Annotated in this window: 12 protein-coding genes; 6 read left to right on the top strand and 6 right to left on the bottom strand. The window is 71.9% G+C overall.

The features are described from left to right. Positions 1 to 65: 65 nt before the first annotated feature. On the top strand, positions 66 to 761 hold the full coding sequence (locus ACIRQF_RS05060; protein ID WP_404088927.1) for a TetR/AcrR family transcriptional regulator: 696 nt from the start codon (positions 66 to 68) through the stop codon (positions 759 to 761). Between the two features lie 27 nt (positions 762 to 788). Here the strand turns inward: ACIRQF_RS05060 and ACIRQF_RS05055 are convergent, their stop codons facing one another. The 3 genes from ACIRQF_RS05055 to ACIRQF_RS05045 all read right to left on the bottom strand — a co-directional run bounded on the left by ACIRQF_RS05055 (position 789) and on the right by ACIRQF_RS05045 (position 6,743). Then, entirely contained in the window at positions 789 to 2,363 is a 1,575-nt protein-coding gene (locus tag ACIRQF_RS05055) for an amino acid permease (RefSeq protein ID WP_404088925.1), read from the bottom strand. Between the two features lie 448 nt (positions 2,364 to 2,811). Next, complete coding sequence (locus ACIRQF_RS05050; protein WP_404088923.1) at positions 2,812 to 3,954, bottom strand: ABC transporter substrate-binding protein; 1,143 nt, start codon at positions 3,952 to 3,954, stop codon at positions 2,812 to 2,814. A gap of 122 nt (positions 3,955 to 4,076) precedes the next feature. Further along, complete coding sequence (locus ACIRQF_RS05045; RefSeq protein WP_404088921.1) at positions 4,077 to 6,743, bottom strand: SpoIIE family protein phosphatase; 2,667 nt, start codon at positions 6,741 to 6,743, stop codon at positions 4,077 to 4,079. A 550-nt stretch (positions 6,744 to 7,293) separates the two neighbouring features. Here ACIRQF_RS05045 and ACIRQF_RS05040 point away from each other — a divergent pair. After that, positions 7,294 to 9,357 (top strand): SpoIIE family protein phosphatase, encoded by a 2,064-nt coding sequence (locus ACIRQF_RS05040; RefSeq protein ID WP_404088919.1) that lies wholly within the window; start codon positions 7,294 to 7,296, stop codon positions 9,355 to 9,357. Between the two features lie 363 nt (positions 9,358 to 9,720). Here ACIRQF_RS05040 and rpsN read toward each other — a convergent pair whose 3' ends face one another. Together rpsN and rpmB are read right to left on the bottom strand one after the other, a co-directional pair. Next, positions 9,721 to 10,026, bottom strand: coding sequence for a 30S ribosomal protein S14 (gene rpsN / locus ACIRQF_RS05035; protein ID WP_404088917.1), 306 nt, complete (start codon positions 10,024 to 10,026; stop codon positions 9,721 to 9,723). Next, entirely contained in the window at positions 10,026 to 10,262 is a 237-nt protein-coding gene (gene rpmB, locus ACIRQF_RS05030; RefSeq protein ID WP_389750345.1) for a 50S ribosomal protein L28, read from the bottom strand. The genes rpsN and rpmB overlap by 1 nt, the downstream gene beginning before the upstream one ends. A gap of 86 nt (positions 10,263 to 10,348) precedes the next feature. Between rpmB and rpmG the strand changes: the two genes are divergently transcribed. Genes rpmG through rpsR form a run of 4 tightly spaced genes read left to right on the top strand, consistent with a single transcriptional unit; the run spans position 10,349 to position 12,232 of the window. Then, positions 10,349 to 10,513 carry a 50S ribosomal protein L33 gene (rpmG, locus tag ACIRQF_RS05025; protein WP_376630849.1) on the top strand — a complete coding sequence of 55 codons (165 nt, stop codon included), beginning with the start codon at positions 10,349 to 10,351 and terminating at the stop codon, positions 10,511 to 10,513. Between the two features lie 41 nt (positions 10,514 to 10,554). Next, entirely contained in the window at positions 10,555 to 10,800 is a 246-nt protein-coding gene (locus ACIRQF_RS05020; protein ID WP_041132231.1) for a type B 50S ribosomal protein L31, read from the top strand. Further along, the gene (locus ACIRQF_RS05015) at positions 10,800 to 11,951 is read left to right on the top strand and encodes a CobW family GTP-binding protein (RefSeq protein ID WP_404088914.1); all 1,152 of its coding nucleotides are present in this window, start codon (positions 10,800 to 10,802) and stop codon (positions 11,949 to 11,951) included. The genes ACIRQF_RS05020 and ACIRQF_RS05015 overlap by 1 nt, the downstream gene beginning before the upstream one ends. Positions 11,952 to 11,995: 44 nt before the next feature. After that, positions 11,996 to 12,232 carry a 30S ribosomal protein S18 gene (rpsR, locus tag ACIRQF_RS05010; RefSeq protein ID WP_225802647.1) on the top strand — a complete coding sequence of 79 codons (237 nt, stop codon included), beginning with the start codon at positions 11,996 to 11,998 and terminating at the stop codon, positions 12,230 to 12,232. 299 nt (positions 12,233 to 12,531) lie between these two features. On the opposite strand, the gene ACIRQF_RS05005 is transcribed toward rpsR, so the two are convergent. Next, positions 12,532 to 15,486 carry a BTAD domain-containing putative transcriptional regulator gene (locus ACIRQF_RS05005; protein ID WP_404088911.1) on the bottom strand — a complete coding sequence of 985 codons (2,955 nt, stop codon included), beginning with the start codon at positions 15,484 to 15,486 and terminating at the stop codon, positions 12,532 to 12,534. Positions 15,487 to 15,493: the final 7 nt, after the last annotated feature.

The raw sequence follows: 15,493 nt of genomic DNA, 5'->3' as shown, positions 1-15,493 counted from the left end.
TTACCGGGAACTCACCCCGGCCGTTCGCCCAGGAGGGGCCGCGGACCTTGTGCGAAGATCGCGGAGTGAGCACGCCGAACACGCCCGCCGGCAGGAGAGTCGGCCGCCCGCGGGCCCAGGAGCGCCCGGCCGGCGGCCCGGAACCGCGCGACGAAGTCCTGTCCGTGGCGGCGGAGTTGTTCACCGTCCACGGCTACACGGCGACCTCCACCCGGGCGATCGCCGAACGCGCCGGGCTACGGCAGGCGTCCCTCTACCACTACTTCGACGGCAAGGAGGCGATCCTCGCGGAGCTGCTGGAGGGGACCGTCAGCCCCTCCCTCGAGGTGGCGCGCGGGCTCGTGTCCTGCACGGAGGCGGCCCCGGAGGCGCGCCTGTGGGCGCTGTGCCACTCCGACGCGGCCCTGTTGTGCGGCGGTCCGCACAACCTCGGAGCGCTGTACCTGCTGCCCGAGGTCCGGACGGAGCGCTTCGCCGTCTTCCACCGGGTCCGATCCGAACTCAAGTCGTGCTACGAGGAGTTGCTGGCCGCCACGGGCCCGGGAGCCGAGCTCGGCGCGGAGGAGCTGGCGCTGCGCGCCGACCTGCTCTTCGGCCTCACCGAGAGCGTGATCCTCCTCCGGCGGGCAGAGCCCGCCCGCGACCCCGAAGCCCTCGCCACGGCGACGGCCGACGCGGCGCTGCGGGTGGCCGGCGTGCCGCAGCGCTCGCTGGCACGGCTGCGCCGCGAGGGGCGGGGGCTCCTCGCGGCGCGGGACTGATCCACGGCTACCGGGTACGGACCGGCCTCAGGCGCGTATGGCCGCGACCTCCGGCTCCCTCGGAACCCGGCCGCCGGCCCGCTCGGCGGAGTCCTTGCGGCGGCGGTACCAGCGGTACGCCGCACCTGTGGTGACCGTGGCCGCGAGAAGGAGGACCGTGAACCACTGGAAGTACCAGTGGCCGCCCTCCGGGTCGTACACCTCGGCGCGCGGCCAGGCGAGGTTGACCGTCATGAAGAGGCCGTAGCCGACCGCGAGCACGTTGACGGGAAGTCCCCAGCGGCCGAGTGAGAACAGCGGCCGGCCGAGCTCGTCGCGCTCGCCGTCGGCCGGAGGCCGCCACTCGCCCCGCAGCCGCCGGACCAGCATCGGCCCGGTGACCATCGCGTACGCCAGGTACACCATCGCGATGCACGTCGTGCCGATGGCCAGGAACGCCTGCGGAGAGGCGAGGTCGAGCAGGAGCAGCAGCCCCGCGCAGACGCCGACCACCACCGCGGCCGTGCCGGGCATCCCGGTCCGTCGCGGCACCCGCGCCAGCGCCGCCGACCGGGGGAGGACGCCGTCGCGGGCCATGGAGAAGAGCATGCGGGTCGCCGAGGTCTGGATGGCGAGGGTCGCCGCGCAGACGGCCACGGCCACGTCGGCGAGGAGGACCCGGCCGAGGCTGTCGCCGAGGGTGCTGGTCAGCACGTAGCCGAGCCCCTCCGTCGCCAGCCGTCCGTCGGTGAGGCTCGGTGCGGCGAGCAGACCGCCGAGCAGCAGCAGTCCGCCGCAGACGCCGGAGGTGGTGAGGGCGGTGAGCGTCGTGCGGGGCGCGGTGCGCCGGGGGTTGACGGTCTCCTCGCTCATCTCGCTCGCGCTCTCGAAGCCGATCAGGACGTACGCGGCGGTGAACGAGCCCACGAGGAGCGCCGTGATCGGACCGCCCTCGCCACCGGTGTGCAGGGTGATGCCGGGGTCACGTTCCCCGTGGGTGGCCAGGAGGGTGACGATCAGGGCGACGCCGGCGATCTCGGCGGTGACCCCGATCGTGTTGACCGCCGACAGTGCCCGGTTGTCCAGGACGTTGAGCAGGGTGGTGAGCGCCAGCAGGACGAGACCGAGCAGGGCGGCGTTGGCGGCGCCGCTGGTCGTCGTGGGGGACGGGTCGCCACCGACGATCTGGAACCCGGACCAGACGGCGGGCAGGACGACCTGGAGGGCGAGCGCGGCGGCCGCGACGACCACGATCCGCCCGATCACCATGATCCAGCCCGCGTACCAGCCGAAGGACGGGCCGCCGAGTCTGCTCGCCCACTGGTAGATCGCCCCGGCGATGGGCAGTCGGGCGGCGAGCTCGGCGAAGCAGGCGGCGACGAGGAGCTGCCCGACGAGGACGGCGGGCCAGGTCCAGAAGAAGAGCGGCCCCCCGAAGGAGTAGCCGAGGGAGAAGAACTGGAAGACCGTGGTCAGCACGGAGATGAAGGAGAACCCGGCGGCGAAGGAGGCGTACCGCCCCATCCGCCGCCGCAGCTCCTGGGGATAGCCGAACGGGGCGAGTGCGTCGCCGTCATCCGGCGAGGGAGATGCCGGTGGCGTGGAATCGGTGGTCACGGTCATGGCCGTCCCCTGTCGCGAGGTGAGTCGTCCCTGCAATTCCTGTCGATTGACAGAAATTAGGGACGGCCCGTTTCCGCCGCGTGTCGCGGCCGTGTCCCGCCCGTTAGTGACTGCTCTCCCCGGAGTGACTGCTCTCTCGGCAGGTTCGGTGGGAGCCCGGTTCGGCCCGCGGTCTCGGGGGCCGCTGCCTCGATCAGGCCCTCGACGTCTCGGTCCGGGGGAGGCGTGAGAGACGCCGGTCTCTACCGCGGGCTCACCGGCCGGCCCCCACTGCCGGGTTTCACGCGCGTGAGGCGGTCAGGGAAACCGTCTCGCCGAGCTCCTCGCCCTGATCGTCAAGCGGTGAGCACGGCCTGTAGCCGGGCCGGACGGCGGCCGCGAGTTCCGTGGCCACCGGTGCGAGGCCCGGACCGGCGGGTGCACGCCTGGCCAGGAGCGCCCTTGGCCCTCAGCTCGAGACGGCCTCGGCCCAGCCGCGGTTGACGGTCTCTTTTGCCTTCTCCGTCTGCGCTTCCGTCGGAAAGGTCGGCGTGCCCTCGACCGTCGGCAGCTTCTCCGCGGCGGTCTCGTCGAGGGTGCCGTCCTTCTCCATGGCGTCCATGAGGACGGGGCGCGCATAGGCGCCGAGCCGGAGGTTCTGGCCCTCCGGGCTGAAGACGTACTCCTGCCACAGACGTGCCGCCGCGGGGTGCGGAGCGTTTTTGTTCACCCCGTTCGCGTAGTACTGAGCGAAGCTGCCGTCGAAGGGAATGGCGGTCCGCCAGTCGACGTCCGTGCCGTTCTCGCGGAACTTGTCGGCGTATCCGAGGTTGAGGAAGTCCCAGTCGATGCTGATCGGGGTCTGGCCCTTCGCGATCGTGGCCGGGGTGGACTCGACCGGGATGAAGTTGCCGTTCCTGCTGAGCTCGGCGAAGAAGTCGATGCCGGGCTGGATGTCGTCGAAGGAACCCCCGTTCGCCAGGGCCGCCGCGTACACCGCGGCGAAGGCGGAGCCGGACTTGGTGGGGTTGCCGTTGAGCGCGACCTTGCCCTTGTACTCGGGCCTGCGCAGGTCGGCGAAGGTCGCGGGGCAGGTCTTGACGCGCTTGGCGTCACAGCCGATCGAGACGTAACCGCCGTAGTTGTCGTACCAGCGGGCCCTGTCGTCCTTCTGTTCCTTGGGGATCTCGTCGTACGCGGCGACCTTGTACGGAGCGAGCAGGCCCCGCCGTGCCGCGGACCGCGCGAACGAGTTTCCCACGTCGATCACATCGGGGGCGCGGCCTCCGCCCCTGCGCTCCTTCAGGGCGTCGATCTCGTCCTGGCTGGTACCTTCCGGGTTCTCCACGATGACCTTGATCCCGTACTTCTTCTCGAAGCCGTCGATCACCGCGCCGTAGTTCGCCCAGTCGCTCGGGAGCGCGATCGTGTGGAGCGAGCCCTCTTTCTTCGCCGCTGTGGTCAGTGCCGCCAAGCCGCCGGCGTCCGCGGCGGAGGTGGCCACTGCGGGTGCTCTGGGCGCGGTGCCGGGCTTGTCTCCGCAGGCGCCGAGGGGCGCCGCGAGGACCAGGCAGGCGGCGACGAAGGCTGTCCGGGGACGAGGTGTGGGCACAAAGGCTCCATAACGGGCGGTCGCGTACTGATCGAGGCCAGCGTACGTTCGACGGCCTCGGCGGCGCAGTCCCCGACGGTGGTGTCCGCTGTCTTCCCTGTGGCTGCCGTACCTGCGCGTTCTCAGAGCCCCTCGTCGTCCCACCCGGCCAGGAGCGCCTCCCCGAGATCCACCGCGGGCGGCGCGGCCCCGCCGAGGAGGGCCTGCTCGCTCCAGATGATCTTGCCGCGGGCGGTGTAGCGGGTGCCCCAGCGCTCGGCGAACTGCGCGACGAGGAACAGGCCGCGACCGCCCTCGTCGGTGGCCTCGGCCCGGCGCAGGTGCGGGGAGGTGCTGGACCCGTCGGAGACCTCGCAGATCAGGCTGCGGTCGTACAGCAGCCTCACCCGGATGGGCTCGGTGCCGTAGCGGATGGCGTTGGTCATCAGCTCGCTGAGGATGAGTTCCGTGGTGAAGGCGATGTCCTCCAGGCCCCAGTCCGCCAGTCGGCGGGCGCAGGCGTTGCGCACCGGGGACACCGCCGCCGGGTCGGGGCGCACGTCCCACTCGGCGATCCGCGCCGGATCCAGCCGGCGGGTGCGGGCGACCAGCAGCGCGACGTCGTCGCTGGGCCTGGTGGGCAGTATCGCGTCGATCACCGCGGTGCAGGTCTCCTCCGGGGTGCGCGCGGGCCCGGTCAGGGCGGCGCGCAGCGCTGCCAGGCCCGCGTCGGGATCGCGGTCGCGGCTCTCGATCAGCCCGTCGGTGAAGAGCGCCAGCCGGGAGCCTTCGGGCAGGGTGACCGTCATGGTCTCCATGGGCAGGCCCTCGCCCAGGCCCAGCGGCGGGGAGACGGGCACCTCGGGGAAGGACACGGTCCCGTCGGGGCGGACCAGAGCGGGGCCCGGATGCCCGGCGGTCGCGGCCGCCACCTGCCCCGAGACGGGATCGTAGATGGCGCACAGGCAGGTGGCTCCCGTGATCCCCTGCCACTCCTGCTCGTCGGTGTCGATGTGGGCGACCAGCTCGTCCAGGTGGCTCAGGAGTTCGTCCGGAGGCAGGTCGAGGGTGGAGAAGTTGTACACGGCGGTGCGCAGGCGGCCCATGGTGGCGGCTGCGTGGAGACCGTGGCCGACCACGTCGCCGACCACCAGGGCCACCCGGGCGCCTGGCAGCGGGATGACATCGAACCAGTCACCACCCACACCGGCCTGGGCAGGCAGATAGCGGTGCGCGACCTCGACGGCGGACTGCTCCGGTACGCCCCGGGGCAGCAGGCTGCGCTGCAGGGTGACGGCCATGGTGTGCTCGCGGGTGTAGCGGCGGGCATTGTCGACGGCCAGTGCCGCCCGGGCGGTCAGCTCCTCGGCGAAGGACACGTCCTCCTCGTCGAACGCCGGGGAGTCCTGCGCCCGCCAGTAGCCGGCCATCCCCAGCACCACGCCCCGGGCCCGCAGGGGCACGGCGATCAAGGAGTGGATGCCGCGGTCCAGGATCCGCAGGGCGTTGGCCGGGTCCTGGGTCCGCCAGCGCTGGGTGACGCGCAGGTCCGCCTCCAGGACCGCACGGCTGCCGGCCAGCCCAGCCGCCATGGGGCTGGTGGGAAGAAACCGAATCAGCTCGCCGACGGGGTAGAGCGGGTGGTCGCCCTGAAGGCCGACGGCGGCGGTGCGGCGCATCTCGGTGCTCGCTTCGGCCGGCTCCTCGCCGCGCAGCACCGGGTCCAGCAGGTCGACCGTCACCACGTCGGCGAACCGTGGGACCGCCACCTCCGCCAGTTCCTCCGCGGTGCGCTCGACGTTCAGCGTCGTTCCCACCCGCACCCCCGCGTCGTAGAGCAGCTTCAGCCGCTCGCGGGCCACCTCGGCCCTGCCGGAGAGTGCCCGCAGCTCGGTGGTGTCCCGCAGCGTGACGACGGTCCCGGCCGGCCCGTAGGGGGCGGTGGGCCGGATGTTCACCGACAGCAGCCGATCGGTTGCCATGTGCAGCTCGTCGGTCGCGGAACGGCCCGATGCGATCGGTTCGGCGATTCCCTCCTCCAGACCCAGGTCCGTCACGGGGAGGCCTTCCGCGTCCACGGGCAGACGCAGCAGCCGCCGCGCCTCGTCATTGGCCAGCAGCAGCCGTCCGCCGCCGCCGATGATCAGCACGCCCTCTCGCACCGCGTGCAGCACCGCGTCATGGTGCTCGTACATCCTCGTCATCTCGGCCGGTCCCAGGCCATGGGTCCGGCGCAGCAGCCGACGGCTCACCAGAGCGGTTCCGCCGGCGGACAGGGCGAGCACCGCGCCGGCACTGCCGAGGACGACCGGCAGCTGCCGGTTCACCATGCTCTGCACGTTCTGGACCGTGACCGGGGAGGAGACGATGGCGATGACGCGGCCGTCGGAGTCCTTGACGGGGACCACCGAGACCACGGACTGTCCCAGGGACCCTTCGAAGGTCTCGGTGAAGGACTGGCCGGCCGCCGCCCTGGAGAAGGGGCCGACGACGTGCTTCCCGATCTGCCGTGGGTCGCTGTGGGCGAGGGTGACCCCGGACAGGGTGTACACGTTGATGCCGTCGACCCCGGCGATCTTCCGGGCCGCCTCGGCGCTCGGCTGCAGCGCTGCGCTCGGATGGGGGCTGCGGAGGGCTGCGACGATTCCCGGAGATTCCGCGAACGTTCCGGCGGCGGCGAGCGTACGGTGCCGGGCGTCCACCATGCCGGCGCTCCGGGCTTGCACCACGAGCGCCACCACCGCGGCGGCGACGAGCAACACCACGACGGCCAGCTGCAGGAGGAACACCTCCCCGGCCACGCTGCGCACGCTCAGGAGGGAGGACAGCCGCTGCGGCCGCCGCGCCCCTCCCTTGGGGGGCTGGGCGTGCTCCTGACGCTCCCTGCGGCTTCCTGAGCGGGGACGCCGGGAGCGAGAGGAAGAGCTCGTGGTCGAGCCGAGCAGCCGACGTCGGACGTGGCCAAGCAGGTCGCTCATACCTCATTTTCCAACCTCCACGGGCCGTCGGCAGCGGGGAGCGACGGGCGCGAGCCGGCGACCCGGGCCCCCTCCGCAGAGCGAGGGTGCGACGTGGCGCGGCGCGTGGGGGGCGCGGGCGGAACCCGGGCCGCCGCCACGCTGATGGGGATCCCCGTGCCCACACGCCGTGCGGCACGTCATGCCGGTTCAGGGAAGGGGAGGGTGGACGGGACGAGCGCTACGACGTGCCGGCCGCCGTTCCCGCCCTGCCGTGTTGAGCCGGCCACCCGCGGCCGGGGGCGCTTCTCTCGGCTCCGTCCTCGCCACGGCGCACCTCGCGCCGCGGAATGCCCGTGGCGTCCCGATAATGGATGGAACGGCGAGTGGAAGGGGACATCTCGTGCCATCGGCTCGGCCGGGGGGCGAGGAGACCCACGGCCCGTTCTGGTCCGAGCCGGGGACGCTGCTCGAGCACGTGCCCGTGGCCGTCTTCGGCCTCGATGACGGGGACCTCGTCTGTTACTGGGGGCCCGGCGCGCGGGACCTCTTCGGATATGACGCCACCGCCGTCCTGTCGAAGCCCGGCGCCGTTCTCTTCGCCGACGGGCCCCCGGGCGCCCCCGATCCGTGCTCCCGGCTGACCGAGCGAGGCCGGAGCCAGGGTTACTGGAGGGGGCGGCTGCCGGCCCGGCATCGTGACCGCACCGTCTTCGACTGCGGCTTCCGGGCCTTCTCCGTGACCGGATCCGGCGGACCTTCGGTGGTGATGGTCCTGGCGAGCCGTAGTGACGAGCTCGATCGGGTCAAGACCAACCTCGCCTTCCTCGACGCCCTCTTCGAGACGTGCCCCATCGGTCTGGTCATGCTCGACCAGGACCTCCGGTACGTCCACCTCAACCAGGCGCTCGCCGACATGGACGGTCTGCCGATCGAGGACCATCTCGGGCGGCGCATGGACGAAATCATGATCATGTCCGACGGCGGCGAGTACCAGCGCATGCTGCGCGGCGTCGCCCTGGGCGGAGCACCGGTCGTGGGGACCCTGGTGGGCATGCGTCCGCGGGGGCATCCGGACCGTGACCAGGTGAGGTCGGTGAGTTTCTTCCCCCTGAGCCAGGCGGTCGGGTCGCGCCCCGGAGTGGGCGGGCTGATGCTGGACGTGACCGACCGGGAACAGGCCATCCTGGAAGCCACCGCCAGCCGTCGACGGCTGGCTCTGCTGGACGGGGCCTCCACGCGCATCGGGACCACCCTGGACGTGAACGTCACCGCCCAGGAGCTGGTCGACGCTTCCATGCCGGACTTCTGCGACGGCGCCGTGGTCGAAGTCGTGGAGTGGATGGACGAGGTGGAGGACTTCGACCCGGCGCGACCGCTGTTCACCCGCAGGATCGCCTCCGGGACGATCCTGCCCCCTCCGGCCACCGAACTCGTGAGCGGGGTGGAGACGGTGCGGTATCCGCCCGGCTCCGTCATCCACGACATGCTGAGGACCGGTCGCGCCATCTCCGCCGTGGTGGACGAGGAGTTCCTGGCCCGGACCGTCCTCATCGAGTCACGCGCACAGCTCTTCGCCGAGAGCGGGTTGGCCTGCGTCCTCGTCGCCCCGCTCATCGCCAGGGGCACGGTCCAGGGAATCGCCATGTTCGGCCGGTCCGCGGACCGGCCGGCCTTCACCCGGGACGATGTCAGCCTGGCCGGTGAGCTCGCCTCACGGGCTGCGATCTGCCTGGACAACGCGCGTCTGTACAGCCGCGTCCAGGACATCGCCCTCACCCTGCAGCGGGCGTTGTTGCCCAGCGCGTTGGCGACCAGCCCGTACGTGGACGTGGCCCACCGCTACATACCCGGCAGTCGGATCACCGAGGTCGGCGGAGACTGGTACGACGTGATCAGCCTGTCCGACGGCCGGGTCGGTCTCGTGGTCGGCGACGTGATGGGGCACGGCGTGTCGGCCGCCGCGGCCATGGGCCGCCTTCGTATCACCACCAAGGCCCTGGCCAGGCACGACAGCGAGCCCGACGACCTCCTCACCGAGCTCGACGCATGCGCCCAGGAGGCCGGCATCGAGCTGGCGACGTGCCTGTACATCGTCTACGACCCGAAAAGCGGAGTAGCCCGCATCGCCAGCGCCGGCCACCCCCCGCCCCTGGTGCTCCGGCCGGACGGCATGGTGGAGACCATCGACGAGGTCCTGGGAGTCCCTCTCGGCGTCGGCGGCTGTCCCTTCCGGACGATCGAGATCGAACTCCCGGAGAACGCGAGTCTCGCCCTGTATACCGACGGCCTCATCGAGACCCGAGGCGCGGACCTCGAGGTCGGTCTGAAGGCACTGCGCGCCGAACTGGGCAGAGCCCCGGGCCCGTTGGAAGCAACGGCGGACCGCATCCTCGCGAGCCTGCTGCCCGCCCCGCCGGCCGACGACGCGGTTCTGGTCCTCGCCCGCGTCCGCCGCGCCCGTTGAGGAGGCGTCGCGACCGGGGTGTCTCCGGATCCGGGCGATCGACGGCTGGAGGAATCCGACACCCAAGCCTGGGAATCCGCCTCCGATCAGCGCCGCACCGCCTCCTGGCACTGGGACGTCTCCTACGGCGAGCGCCTCGCGCGGGGGAGGCGAAGTGGTGGGGCCCTGCGGGGGCACGTCGAGTCGGTTTCGCGTGACACCGCGGCTCCTCCCGGGTGTCCGCGTGCGGCCCCGGGTCCCCTCGCGGCCCCGCAGGTCCACACGCGGACGTGGTGACCCTAAACGCTCATGGCATCCATTTTCAATGGATGCCCTACGGTTCGCTACTGGACGACAGGGCCGATTGCGTCGTCAAGTCCTCGCTCACCAAGATGACTTGGTCACTCCGGGAAGGAAGCCGGCGTGTGCCTGCTGTCGCGTCCGTACGCGGGAGAGGCCGAACTTGCGCAGGTAGCCGCGGGGGCGGCCGTCCGTGCTGTCCCGGTTGCGCACGCGGGTGGCGCTGGCGTCGCGAGGCTGGCGCCGCAACTCCGTGAGGGCGGCGTCCCGTTCGGCCGGCGTGGAGGACGGGCGGCGGATGATCTCCTTGAGCTCGGCCCGCCGGGCGGCGTACCGCTCGACGATCTCCTTGCGCTTCTGGTTCTTCGCGATCTTGCTGCGCTTCGCCATCAGACCTTCCCCCCTCGTGCGCGGATGCGCGCCACGGCGGCCTCGATGCCAATCGCGTCCACCGTCTTGATCGCCTTGGTGCTCAGGGTGAGCCGGACGTGCCGGCCCTCGCTGGGCAGCCAGTAGCGCTTGCGCTGGATGTTCGGGTCGAAGCGGCGCGAGGTGCGCCGGTGGGAGTGGGAGATCGTGTTGCCGAAGCCCGGCTTGGTACCGGTCAGTTGACAGTGAGCTGACATGGGTGACGCCGCCCTTCCTGGTGGCTGGGGTGTGGTGCTCACTGTAGCGGTATCGGAAATGAAAATCGTTCCCATATACTCTCGGCATGGCACGCAACGAGATCCGCCCGGTCGTCAAGCTCCGCTCCACCGCGGGCACCGGGTTCACCTATGTCACCCGCAAGAACCGGCGCAACGACCCCGACCGCCTCGTACTCCGCAAGTACGACCCCGTGGTCGGCCGGCACGTCGACTTCCGCGAAGAGCGCTGACCACTCCGCCTCACCCCGCCCGACCCTCGAAAGGTCCTGCCATGAAGCCCGGAATCCACCCCGCCTACGAGCCCGTCGTCTTCCGCGACTCCGCCTCCGGCACCGCTTTCCTCACCCGCTCGACCATGACGAGTGACAAGACCGTCGAGTGGGAGGACGGCAACACCTACCCGGTCGTCGACGTGGAGATCTCCTCGGCGAGCCACCCCTTCTACACGGGCACCGCCCGTGTCCTCGACACGGCCGGCCGCGTCGAGAAGTTTCAGCGCCGCTACGGAGCACGCTGATGGACCACGAACACCGGATGCCCGTCGTGATCGTCGCCGGGCTCCACGCCGACGCCCGCAGAGAGGTCGTCGAAGGACTCCTGAAGACCGTTCCCGGCAGCGTGGCCCTGCACCACGACCTCGCCGGAGCGCCCGACGGCAGCGTCCTGCGGTTGATCCGCGACGCCTCCGGCACCGTCTCCTCCGGCGAGACGCCCCTGGTGAACGACTGCGCGTGCTGCGCGCTGCGCGAGGACCTCGTCCCGGAACTGGAGCGACTTGCGGACAGTGGTCTGACCCGTCTCGCCGTGGTCGAATTGTGGGACTCGGTCGAACCGAAGGCCATGGCGGAGGTCATCGCCGCCCACGGCGGAGACCGCCTGACGGTGACGAACGTGATCACTGCCGTGGACCCCGCGCTCGTCCTGCCGTGCCTGGGCAACGGCGACGACCTCGCCGAGGCCGGCCTTGCCGCCGCTCCCACCGACCAGCGGACCATCGGTGACACCTGGGCCCGGCAGCTGGAGTACGCCCCCGTGCTCGCCGTCGTCGACAACGACGAGGCCGACGACGAGGACCACGCCCTCCTCGCGCAGTTGCATCCCACCGCGCGGCACGTGCCGGCCGGTTCCGGCGAACTCGCCGAAGCCGCGTTCGCCGGCTTCGACGTCGAGACAGCGGCCGCCGCCCAGCACCCGGCGTGCGCTCTGCTGCCCCAGGACGCCGACGAGGCCGGCGTCACCACCTTCGTCTGGCGCCGCCACCGGCCGTTTCATCCGGAGCGGCTGTACGAGGCGCTGGAGGACCTGTGCTGCGCGGCGGCTCGCAGTCGGGGCCGGTTCTGGCTGGCCGACCGTCCCGACACGCTCCTCGCCTGGGACGCGGCCGGCGGCGCGCTGTGCGTGGAGAACGCGGGTCCCTGGCTGGCGTCACTACCCGACGCGGCCTGGGAGATGGTCCCGCCGATGCGCAGGGCGGCGGCCGCCCTCGACTGGCACCCCGAGCACGGGGACCGCTGCCAGCACCTCGTCTTCACCTCACCCGGCCTCGACCGCGACGGGCTCGAACAACTCCTCGACTCCTGCCTGCTGACGGACGCCGAATACCAGGCGGGACGTGAGGCGTGGAAACACCTGCCCGCCGCCTTCGACACCCTCCTCGAGTCCGCCTGACCCCGTACGACCCCACCGAAACGCTCCATCGAAGGAATCACGACATGGCCCGACGCCCCGACCCCCGCAAGCCCGTGAAGTCCCGCCCCAACCCGCTCGACGCGGCCGGCATCACGTACATCGACTACAAGGACACCGACCTGCTGCGGAAGTTCATCTCCGACCGGGGGAAGATCCGCAGCCGCCGCGTCACCCGCGTGACCGCCCAGCAGCAGCGCGCACTCGCCACCGCCATCAAGAACGCCCGGGAGATGGCCCTGCTGCCGTACGCCGGTCGCTGACGACATCGGGCCGCCCCAGTCGTGCTGACGGGATCCGCTGGAGCCCGGCGGCGCAGGGGGAAAATCCAGGTGATTGCCAGTTCGCTTCCTCGCGCAGGGAGGACGTACGCGTGGCGTCGTCGATCCGGGCACCAGTGGTATTGCTCGGAGCGTCTCTGGCACTGACGTGCGCATGGGGCGGGCCCGTGGCCGCGGCCCCCGCCCCGATTCCCGTGGTCGCCTCCACGAACATGCTGTTGCGGCTGGTCCGCAGCGGCCTCCCGTCGCCCGAGGCCCATGGCCGAGGGCGGCGTCCCCGGTCAGGACGTCCGGACGGAGCCCGTCGCGCCGTGACCGTCTCCGTCCATGCCGCCGGGACAGCCCTCCGTCGGCGGTAGCTCGGTGAGGAAGGCGCGGATCTCCTCGGCCTCGGGGACGGCGAGGGCGGTGTACAGGTCGAGGGCGTGTCGAGCGTGGTCGTGGGCGAGGGTGATGTGCCCCAGGTCGCGGTGGACGTGCGCCAGGCCGTCATGGGCGCGGGCCTGCTCGGGGTGGTAGCCGGACTCACGGGCGAGGGCCAGCGCGGTGTCGTGTTCGACCGCGGCCTGGGCCAGGTCGCCCAGGGAGCGGGCGGCCTCCGCCAGGGCGTTGAGCGACTCGGCCTCGTCCCCGGGGAAGTCGAACCTGCGGCTCAGCTCCAGGGCATCGCCGTGATGGCGCCGGGCCTCCTCGTAGCGGCCCTGCTGTTGGCACAGGAGCCCGAGGTTGTTCAGGACGATGGTCTCGCCGATGCGGGAACCCGCCTCGCGGTAGGCATGCAGCGCCTGCCGGTGGTGCCCGTGGGCGTCCTCGTACCGTCCTCGGCGTTCGTGGAGGAGACCGAGGTCGGTCAGGCACCTGGCCTCGCCGGCACGGTCGCCGAGCTCGCGGAAGAGCACGAGGGACTTCGTGCAGTGGTCGTGTGCCTCGTCGTACGCGCGCCGCCGCCGGGCGACGGTGCTGAGGCCCTGCAGGGCGCGGGCCGCGGCGCCCTGGTCGCCGGTCTCGTGCGCGAGGTCCAGGGCCTGGCGGTAGTGCTCGGCCGCCTGCTCGTGGTCGCCGTGCCACCAGTAGTGCACCTCGCCGAGATCGATGAGGGTGCGCGCTTCGGCAGCCGTGTCGCCGCTGCGGCGGCCTGCCTGGAGGGCCAGGCCGTGGAGGGCCAGCGCCTCGGCCTGGTGGGCGTGGCCCAGCAGGTAGCGGTGCAAGGTGGCGGCAAGTCGGCTGGTGTGCAGGGGCCAGTCGTGTTCGGCCGCGTACGGGGCGGTTGCCACGAGGTTCGCGCGTTCGCTGTCCAGCCAGGTGATCGCCTCGGCCTCGTCCTGCGGGGGAGTGGCGACCGGGCTGTCCGGCGCGGGGATGCGGGGCCTGCGGTTCCTGCCCTCGGGGTAGAGGTGGTCGATGGCCGTGCTCGCGGTGTGGAGATAGTGGTGGAACAGGCGGCCGAGGGCCTCGCGCCGGGCCTCGGGGGATTCCTCTTCGGCCGCGGTGGCGAGGGCGTGCTCGCGCAGAAGGTCGTGGAAGGTGTAGCGGCCGAGCTGGTGCTGGGCCAGGACATGGGCGTCCAGGAGGTCTTCCAGGAGCATCTCGGCCTCATCGAGGGAGACGTCGGCCAGCGCGGCGGCCGCCTCAGGGCCGATGTCACGGCCCGGCTGGAGCCCCAGGAGCCGGAACATGCGCTGCTGATCTGCGGTCAGCTGCTGGTAGGACAGCGTGAACGCCGCCGCCACTCCGCGCTCCGAGGTGGCCAGCTCCGAGAGCCTGCGGCGCTGGTCGCGGAGCCGCCCGGCCAGATAGGCGACGGTCCAGCGGGGGCGATGGTGCAGGCGGGCGGCGGCGATGCGGACGGCCAGCGGCAGAAACCCGCACAACTGCAGGACATCGAGGACGGCCAGCGGTTCGGCGGCCGCTCGCTCGCCGACGATCGACGCGAACAACTCCATGGCGTCCGCGGCGGGCAGCACGTCCAAGGACAGGGCGTGCGCCCCGTCCAGGTCGGTCAGCCGTCGGCGGCTGGTGATCAGGACGAGCGCGCGGGAGGCACCGGGCAGCAACGGGCGCACCTGCTCGGCGCCGAGGGCGTTGTCCAGCACCGCCAGCACGCGCCGGCCGGAGAGCTCGGCCCGCCACAGCGCGGCGCGATCGGCGACGGACGGGGGTATGTGGGCTGCGGGCACGCCGAGTTGGCCCAGGAGGACCTCCAGCGCGGCACCTGCGTCGAGCGGTGCCTGGCCGGCGGTGTGCGCCTGCAGGTCGACGAACAGCTGCCCGTCCGGGAAGCGGTCCGCCAGGCGGTGGCCCGCGTGGACCGCGAGCGTCGTCTTGCCGACCCCGGCCATCCCGTCGATCGCCGAGATCGTCACGACGGCGCCGTTGTCGCCCGCCCACAGGCGGATCAGCCCGTCCAGCTCGCCCTCCCGTCCGGTGAAGTCCGGGACGTCGTACGGCAGGAAGTTGACCCCCTGTGGCCTCGCCGGGGGCGCGGCGTCCGGTGGCCGTAGATCGGGGGCGTCCCGCAGGATGTCCTGTTCGAGCTTGCCGAACGCGTGCCCGGGGTCCAGCCCCTGCTGCTCGGCCAGGGTCGTCCGGAAGGTACGTGCCACCTCCAACGCGTCGGTCTGGCGCCCGGCGCGGTGCAGGGCGAGCATCAGCTGACAGCACAGCCGCTCCCGCAGGGGGTTGGCCGCCGCGTGGACGGAGAGCTCGTCGATGAGGGCCTCGTGGCGGCCCCGGGCCAGCTCCAGCTCGGCCAGGCGCTCGACGGCGGTGAGCAGTTGTCCGTTGAGACGCGCTCGGGCGCCCTGGACGTAGTCGGCGTTGATGCCGGCCAGCGGCTCTCCCCGCCACAGCGCCAGCCCGGAACGTATCCGGTCCGCGGCGTCCCCCGGGTCGTCGGAGGCGGCCGGTGCCGGCCCGATCAGGCTGGTGAACTCCTCCAGGTCGAGCTGTCCCGACTCGGGGGTGATCACGTAGCCGCCAGGCCGGGTGGCCAGCATCCCGTCGGCGCCCGAAGCACGCAGCATCCGCCGGATCGCGGCGATCGTGGTCTGGATCTGCGCGCGGGCGGAATCCGGCGGCAGCGGCCCCCACATCGCGTCCACCAGACGATCCGTACTGATCGCCACTCCCGCATGCAGCAGCAGATAGGCGAGCACCGCGCGATGACGGGGCGCCAAGGCGGGCGCATCGGATCCGGGAGCCGTGGCCTCCACCGGGCCGAGGATCGAGAACCGCATGCCGTCA

This window comes from Streptomyces sp. NPDC101191 (genome assembly GCF_044767915.1).
GTDB lineage: Bacteria > Actinomycetota > Actinomycetes > Streptomycetales > Streptomycetaceae > Streptomyces.
This window is presented reverse-complemented; position numbering and strand designations above follow the sequence as displayed.

Coding starts and splice junctions, on each gene's coding strand:
- ACIRQF_RS05015 (WP_404088914.1), top strand. CDS start 10,800: ATGGACCACGAACACCGGATGCCCGTCGTGATCGTCGCCGGGCTCCAC.
- rpmG (WP_376630849.1), top strand. CDS start 10,349: ATGGCACGCAACGAGATCCGCCCGGTCGTCAAGCTCCGCTCCACCGCG.
- rpsR (WP_225802647.1), top strand. CDS start 11,996: ATGGCCCGACGCCCCGACCCCCGCAAGCCCGTGAAGTCCCGCCCCAAC.
- rpsN (WP_404088917.1), bottom strand. CDS start 10,026: ATGGCGAAGCGCAGCAAGATCGCGAAGAACCAGAAGCGCAAGGAGATC.
- ACIRQF_RS05005 (WP_404088911.1), bottom strand. CDS start 15,486: ATGCGGTTCTCGATCCTCGGCCCGGTGGAGGCCACGGCTCCCGGATCC.
- ACIRQF_RS05020 (WP_041132231.1), top strand. CDS start 10,555: ATGAAGCCCGGAATCCACCCCGCCTACGAGCCCGTCGTCTTCCGCGAC.
- ACIRQF_RS05055 (WP_404088925.1), bottom strand. CDS start 2,363: ATGACCGTGACCACCGATTCCACGCCACCGGCATCTCCCTCGCCGGAT.
- rpmB (WP_389750345.1), bottom strand. CDS start 10,262: ATGTCAGCTCACTGTCAACTGACCGGTACCAAGCCGGGCTTCGGCAAC.